Here is a 6,436-nt window from a genome sequence, read left to right on the forward strand (position 1 = left end):
AATGAATAATAGGAGATTTCAAACGATAAAAAGTAGTTTTACGAAAAATAAGTTTGTACTAATGGGAGTGATTATCCTTGCGGTTTTAACAATTGCATCGATTTTTGCATTCGTATCGCCATACGATCCTAGCAAAATGTCGATTCCAGATCGCTTACAAGAACCGAGTATGAGTCATCCTTTCGGCACGGATGATTACGGAAGGGATTACTTAACGAGGGCATTATATGGCGGAAGAGTTTCACTTGCGGTCGGTTTTCTAGCGATGGTTGTTTCTATTACAATCGGAACCGCAGTCGGAACAATTAGCGGATATTTTGGCGGAAAGTTAGACAACTTCTTAATGCGAATTGTTGAAGTACTTATGTCCATTCCATCATTCTTCTTAATGCTGTTATTAAATGCTTATTTAAAACCAGGGATTACGACGTTAGTTCTTATTATTGGATTACTAACATGGATGGACACCGCTCGTATTGTAAGGGCAGAAACGCTATCTGTGAAAGAACGTGAGTACGTTTTATATGCAAAAGTATCAGGACAAAAATCACTCACAATTATTGTAAGACATATCATTCCAAACATTTTATCAACCATTATTATCGCCGCGACATTAACAATTGCGACATCGATTTTAATGGAATCATCACTTAGCTTCTTAGGGTTAGGTATTAGAGAACCAGATTCTTCTTGGGGCAGTATGCTAAACAATGCGCAAGGATACATAGGTGAAGCTTGGTATTTAACGCTCTTCCCAGGATTCCTTATCCTTTTAACGGTACTTAGTTTTAATGTAATTGGTGAAGCATTGAAGAAAGCATTCGCGCCAAAAGGAGCTGGAAATGAAAACTAAAGTGTTACGTGAAAGGAGTGAGAAACGTGTCTGAAAAACTATTAGAAGTGAATAATTTAAAGACTTCTTTTTTCATAGAAAGCGGAGAAGTAGAAGCGGTTCGCGGCGTTACATTTCGTTTAAATAAAGGAGAAGTAGTTGGTATCGTTGGGGAATCTGGAAGCGGAAAGAGTGTGATGGCAAAGTCTGTTATGTCTCTCGTTACATCACCAGGGAAAGTGAAAGAAGGCGAAATCCTTTTTCATAATGAAAACATCCTTTCTAAATCTGAAAAAGAATTACGTTCTATTAGAGGAAATCAAATTTCACTTATATCCCAAGATCCAATGTCTGCGCTAAATCCAGTCGTGAAAATTGGAAAGCAAATGACGGAAGTAATTATACGGCATCAAAAAGTGAAAAAGAAAGAAGCAGAGCGAATTGCAGTCAACTTGTTAAAACAAGTCGGTCTTTCTTCACCAGAAGAAAGGGTGAAACAATATCCGCATGAACTAAGCGGGGGTATGAAGCAGCGAGTTATGATCGCAATGGCGATGTCTTGTAACCCAGACCTTCTCATTGCGGACGAACCGACGACAGCACTTGATGTAACGATACAAGCACAAATACTAGATTTAATGAAAAACTTAAAAAACGAAACGAACATGGCGTTACTTCTTATTACGCATGACTTAGGAATAGTCGCACAAAACTGTACACGCGTTATCGTTATGTATGGCGGGCTTATTATGGAAGAAGGACCTGTACTTGATATTTTCCAATCGCCGAATCATCCATATACGAAAGGGTTATTAAACTCTCTGCCGAAAATATCGAACGGCGTAAAAGAAAGACTCGCGCCAATTCAAGGTGTAACGCCAAACTTATTAAACCCGCCACAAGGATGCCCATTCGCAGAACGTTGCCCGCATGCGATGGACATTTGTGAAAAAGAATGTCCGCCATATTTTGAAGTTGGAAACGAAAGACGTTCCATGTGCTGGTTAAACGATAAGACAGTAGGTGAATCACATGCATGAAGAAAACTTAATTGAAGTTCGGAACTTAAAAAAGTATTTTCCTATTAAAAAAGGACTATTGGGCAGAAAAACGGAACAATTAAAAGCAGTCGATGACTTAAGCTTCACAATTAAAAAGGGTGAAACATTCGGGTTAGTAGGAGAATCGGGCTGCGGAAAATCAACGACAGGAAGAAGCATTATTCGCCTGCACGATGTCACTTCAGGTAACGTTTTATTCGACGGAACAGACATCGCAAGTTTAAAGGAAAGTGAACTAAAAGAATATAGAAAACGAATGCAAATTATTTTCCAAGATCCATATGCATCATTAAATCCGTCGATGAACGTATTCCAAATTATTAGCGAGCCAATGAACATTCACGGCTCTTACGAAAAAGAAGAACAAAAAGAAATCATTTTAGATCTTCTGAAAAAGGTAGGCTTAAAAGAAGAACACTTATATCGCTACCCGCACGAATTTAGCGGGGGGCAAAGGCAGCGCATAAGCATCGCGCGTGCACTATCTGTAAAACCAGATTTCATTCTATGTGACGAACCAATCTCAGCACTCGATGTCTCAGTCCAAGCACAAGTCGTAAACATGCTGCAAGACATACAAGAAGAAACAGGTGTCACATACTTATTCATCGCACATGACCTATCTATGGTAAGACACATATCAGACCGAATCGGGGTCATGTACTTAGGAAACATAGTAGAAATTGCCGACAGCGAAGACCTATACACAAAACCGGCACATCCATACACACAAGCACTACTCTCATCCATGCCAGAACCAGATCCAACAAACATAGGCAAGGAACGGATCATTTTGCAAGGAGAAGTACCAAGCCCACTCAACTCACCATCCGGCTGCAAATTCAGAACGCGCTGCAAATTCGCCACTGAAAAATGCGCACAGGAAGTACCGAAGATGGTTGAGATTGCGAAGGGGCATCAGGTGGCTTGTCATTTGTTTTAGAGTGGGGGAAAGCATCGGGGGGACCTGGTGCTTTTTTTCTTTGTAGGTGAACGTGATGTGGGATTGGTTGTTAGTTTAGGAGATAACGCGCTCGAAATTTGTCGGTAAATCGATATGTTGTGTCGAAACGTTGATATATTCGGAGTTACGATCGATATAATCGAATAATCGTTGATATATTTTTTTAAAGAGTGGGATTGGTTGTAGATTAATGTAGAAATTTAATGTTTTCGAAAAAAAGAATTGACTTCTATATTAGTTGTAACTAAAATAGTTACATAAAGATGTAATTAATTTAGTTACAACTAATATCTGCTAAAAATATGATTTATATATTTAATTAAGGATGGTGGTCCATACGTTGCCACCCGGTGTAGAAAGTTACTAACACATTCAAATCAATGCATATTCCAAGCTTTAGTATTTTCTGTTACGGAGCAATAAGGTGCAATGTTATCTTTTGTTAAAAACCTTGGTGGATCTTTCTTTGGAAATATTAGTTTTTGGGAAATATAGTAAGGTATCTAAAAAAGAACAAGGTATAAAAAGATGTACCTATATAAACCAAAAATTTAGTTGAGCTGGATAATAAAAAAAAGGTAGGAGATTTAAATGGAGACGAAACAAGATAATCTTATTTACGTATGGGATGCATATTGTGGATGGTGCTATGGCTTTTCAGAAAGTATTAAAGGATTTTACAAAAACCACACTGAAGTACCATTAACGGTTTTATGTGGAGGGCTATTTTTAGATAATTTACCAATGAAAAACTTCTCATATATAGAAGAAGGAAATAAAAGAATTAATCAACTTACAGGTGCTGAATTTGGTCCTTCCTATCAAAAATTGGTGGAGGAAGGGACTTTTAAAATGAATTCGAAAGATGCTGCAATTGGCTTTTCAGCTTTACGCTCATTAGCGCCAGACCGTTTATTAGAATTCACTTCGGCTATGCAAAAAGCATTTTATTATGAGGGCCAAAGTCTGAGTGATCCTGAAACATATCGCAAAATTGCAATCGAGCATGGTTTGGACCCTGAACAAGTATTGGAACGTTTAAACGCTCAAGAAACAATAATAGATGTCCAAAATGATTTCAATAAAGTTCGACAGCTTGATGTTAATAGCTATCCTTCATTACTTTTACAAAAGGATAATCAAATTATTCCTATTGGTGGTGGCGTAATGACACCGGATAAAATTGAAGCGCGTTTTAAAAATTTATATTAAGAAAATTTAGGATATAGTAGCAAACATGTTATCTTAGGCCATCTGACATTCATCTCCGGAATATTCGCTAGTACTATTACACTTTCAGATAAATGGGAGTGGGAGATTTTATCCCGCTTTAACGGGCAGTAAGACCCCCACCTCAAAATTCAGTGGAAGCAAAGAAGTTAGGTGGGGGATCAACTGTCCGTAAAAGTCCGATTGGTTCAACTAATAATCAGTGGGGGATGAACAAAACCCCCACTGATTAAAGTTTCACTTTATCGGAACAAGATAAAAATATGATGATTAGTTAATAACTTTAACAAAAGGAGAATAACATACTATGTTTAAAACAATCGATACAAATCAAAAAGATGTGAAATTAACGGTGTTTAGTTCGGACGAAAAAAGCTTTATGGTCACAGCAACATTAGTTGAGAAAGCAGGACATGCATTTTTAATAAACTCAAAATTTACGCAGTCTGATTCGAAAGAAATTGTAGAGTATTTGAAAAAAAACAACTTATCTCTAGATAAAATCTTTATTATTCATGGGGATCCAGACTACTACTTTGGATTAGAGAGCATTAAAGCCTTTTACCCAGAAGCTATAGCGTATGCAACAGAGTCTACTGTTGAACATATCGTTCATTCTGTCTTAGGGAAATTAAAAGTTTGGAAAGACGTCCTTGGAGAAAATGCACCAAGTAACGTGGTATTACCTCAAGTATTTAAAGAAAAAGCGATTGATTTTCAGGGGTTAACATTTGAACTAGTAGGCTTAGATCATTACAGAACTAGCCTATTTAATAAAGAACTAAAAGTATTAATTGGTGGTATCGATGTATTTAACGAAATACATGTATTCTTAGCGGATACTAGCTCAAAAGCGGATATGGAGGCATGGATTGAGAACTTGAAAGTATTACAAGCATTACATGCTGACATAATTGTGCCTAGCCATGGATCAATCGAAAAATCCCTAAATAATCAAGCACTTACTGCGACAATGGATTATCTAAGAACGGCGGTTCAAGCTTCTGAGGAAAGTGGAACTTCAAAAGATTTTGTGGCAAAACTTGAAGCAGCATATCCAGGCTATGCAAATAAAGGTGTATTAGAATTAAGTGCAAAAGTTGTAACAAAAGAAATGCCTTGGGGTTAATGATATGAATAAATATCAAAAACTATTACATGAAACGTATGTGTTAACTGGCGAAGGGAAATTGGATGCGTTCAAAACGTATTTAAGTGAAAATGTATCTTGGACAGAAGCTGCTGGGTTTCCATATGCAGGTACTTATATAGGTCCAGATGAAGTAGTGAAAAACGTACATGAACGTCTTGGCACAGAATGGGATGACTATAGCGCTAAAGATGAAATTTATGCTTTTAATAACAATACTGTTATCGTTTATGGAAAATATAGTGGAACATATAAAGCTACAGGGAAGTCATTTGTAGCAGATTTTTGTCACCTTTATAAGTTTGATGAGAACGATAAGGTTAAGAAGTTTATTCAAATTGTGGACAGTGCAACTGTTAATGAGGTATTAAGTTAGAATTAATCGTTTCTAATATGCCTTGTATAGGGGGAGGTTAGGATAAATGAAATTCCTAACATTACCCCTGATATTACATTTTGGGGAAGGTTTCTCCTTCTTCAAACTTTTTATAGAAGAAAACTTATTTAAGTAGAAGAGGTAGGTATATATGAAATTAGAGAAAAGTTTAATCATAGCAATTATTTCTGTATTTATTTTAGGAGTAGTTTCGACTTTGGTATATCAAGCTTCCAACGGTAATAACAAAGGGAACTCAATAAAGAGTGAAAATGTCGCTTCTGTATCAAAAGAAGTAAAAGAAAATGAAAAGAATAAAAAGATGGTAGTTGATTTCTATAATGAAGTTTTTAACAAACATAATATCGATATTATCCCTAAATATGTTAGCGAAGATTATAAGCAACATAATCCTTTTGTTGCTGATGGACGAAAAGCCTTCATGGATTTCTTTAAGGAGGATTTTGTTAAAAATCCTAATTCCTCTGCAGAGATTAAACGTGTAGTAGCTGAAGGGGATACAGTTGCTCTTCATGTACACTCTCGTACTAATTCTCAAGATAAGGGAGTTGCTATAGTGGATATATTTCGTATCAAGGATGGAAAGATTGTCGAACACTGGGATGTAATTCAAGAGATTCCAAGTGAAGCAGCTAATGATAATACGATGTTTTAGAGAGAAGATATATTTAATAATTGTTTAATTGATAGTGCTTTGTAGAATTTAGAAATTTAGATAATTAGTCATCAAATTTGGAAATCATTTAAAAATAGCATATTAAATGATGGCACAAATTAATACGAAATAGCTCTTTAATAAAAA

7 protein-coding genes are annotated in these 6,436 nt (G+C 36.2%); all 7 read left to right on the forward strand.

Annotation, left to right across the window (positions count from 1 at the left end):
* Nucleotide 1 precedes the first annotated feature (1 nt).
* The 7 genes from HMPREF1014_RS16620 (at nucleotide 2) to HMPREF1014_RS16650 (ending at nucleotide 6,289) form a co-directional block, all read left to right on the forward strand.
* Nucleotides 2-853: an ABC transporter permease gene (locus HMPREF1014_RS16620; RefSeq protein WP_001065306.1), complete on the forward strand. Its 852-nt coding sequence runs from the start codon at nucleotides 2-4 to the stop codon at nucleotides 851-853.
* A gap of 26 nt (nucleotides 854-879) precedes the next feature.
* Nucleotides 880-1,872 (forward strand): ABC transporter ATP-binding protein, encoded by a 993-nt coding sequence (locus HMPREF1014_RS16625; protein WP_001291184.1) that lies wholly within the window; start codon nucleotides 880-882, stop codon nucleotides 1,870-1,872.
* Nucleotides 1,865-2,836 carry an ABC transporter ATP-binding protein gene (locus tag HMPREF1014_RS16630; RefSeq protein ID WP_000544157.1) on the forward strand — a complete coding sequence of 324 codons (972 nt, stop codon included), beginning with the start codon at nucleotides 1,865-1,867 and terminating at the stop codon, nucleotides 2,834-2,836. Before HMPREF1014_RS16625 ends, HMPREF1014_RS16630 begins: the two co-directional genes overlap by 8 nt.
* Before the next feature lie 612 nt (nucleotides 2,837-3,448).
* Nucleotides 3,449-4,069 carry a DsbA family protein gene (locus tag HMPREF1014_RS16635; RefSeq protein ID WP_000448621.1) on the forward strand — a complete coding sequence of 207 codons (621 nt, stop codon included), beginning with the start codon at nucleotides 3,449-3,451 and terminating at the stop codon, nucleotides 4,067-4,069.
* 325 nt (nucleotides 4,070-4,394) lie between these two features.
* A complete protein-coding gene (locus HMPREF1014_RS16640) occupies nucleotides 4,395-5,216 on the forward strand; it encodes an MBL fold metallo-hydrolase (protein ID WP_000477267.1) in 822 nt (273 codons plus the stop codon).
* A 4-nt stretch (nucleotides 5,217-5,220) separates the two neighbouring features.
* Nucleotides 5,221-5,613: a nuclear transport factor 2 family protein gene (locus HMPREF1014_RS16645; RefSeq protein ID WP_001046361.1), complete on the forward strand. Its 393-nt coding sequence runs from the start codon at nucleotides 5,221-5,223 to the stop codon at nucleotides 5,611-5,613.
* 151 nt (nucleotides 5,614-5,764) lie between these two features.
* On the forward strand, nucleotides 5,765-6,289 hold the full coding sequence (locus HMPREF1014_RS16650) for a nuclear transport factor 2 family protein (protein ID WP_000764201.1): 525 nt from the start codon (nucleotides 5,765-5,767) through the stop codon (nucleotides 6,287-6,289).
* Nucleotides 6,290-6,436: the final 147 nt, after the last annotated feature.

Origin of the sequence: Bacillus sp. 7_6_55CFAA_CT2 (assembly GCF_000238655.1) — a bacterium.
GTDB classification, from domain to species: domain Bacteria; phylum Bacillota; class Bacilli; order Bacillales; family Bacillaceae_G; genus Bacillus_A; species Bacillus_A cereus.

Excerpts from the sequence above, each read along its gene's own strand:
- HMPREF1014_RS16620 (WP_001065306.1), top strand. The coding sequence starts at position 2 with ATGAATAATAGGAGATTTCAAACGATAAAAAGTAGTTTTACGAAAAAT.
- HMPREF1014_RS16630 (WP_000544157.1), top strand. The coding sequence starts at position 1,865 with ATGCATGAAGAAAACTTAATTGAAGTTCGGAACTTAAAAAAGTATTTT.
- HMPREF1014_RS16635 (WP_000448621.1), top strand. The coding sequence starts at position 3,449 with ATGGAGACGAAACAAGATAATCTTATTTACGTATGGGATGCATATTGT.
- HMPREF1014_RS16640 (WP_000477267.1), top strand. The coding sequence starts at position 4,395 with ATGTTTAAAACAATCGATACAAATCAAAAAGATGTGAAATTAACGGTG.
- HMPREF1014_RS16645 (WP_001046361.1), top strand. The coding sequence starts at position 5,221 with ATGAATAAATATCAAAAACTATTACATGAAACGTATGTGTTAACTGGC.
- HMPREF1014_RS16650 (WP_000764201.1), top strand. The coding sequence starts at position 5,765 with ATGAAATTAGAGAAAAGTTTAATCATAGCAATTATTTCTGTATTTATT.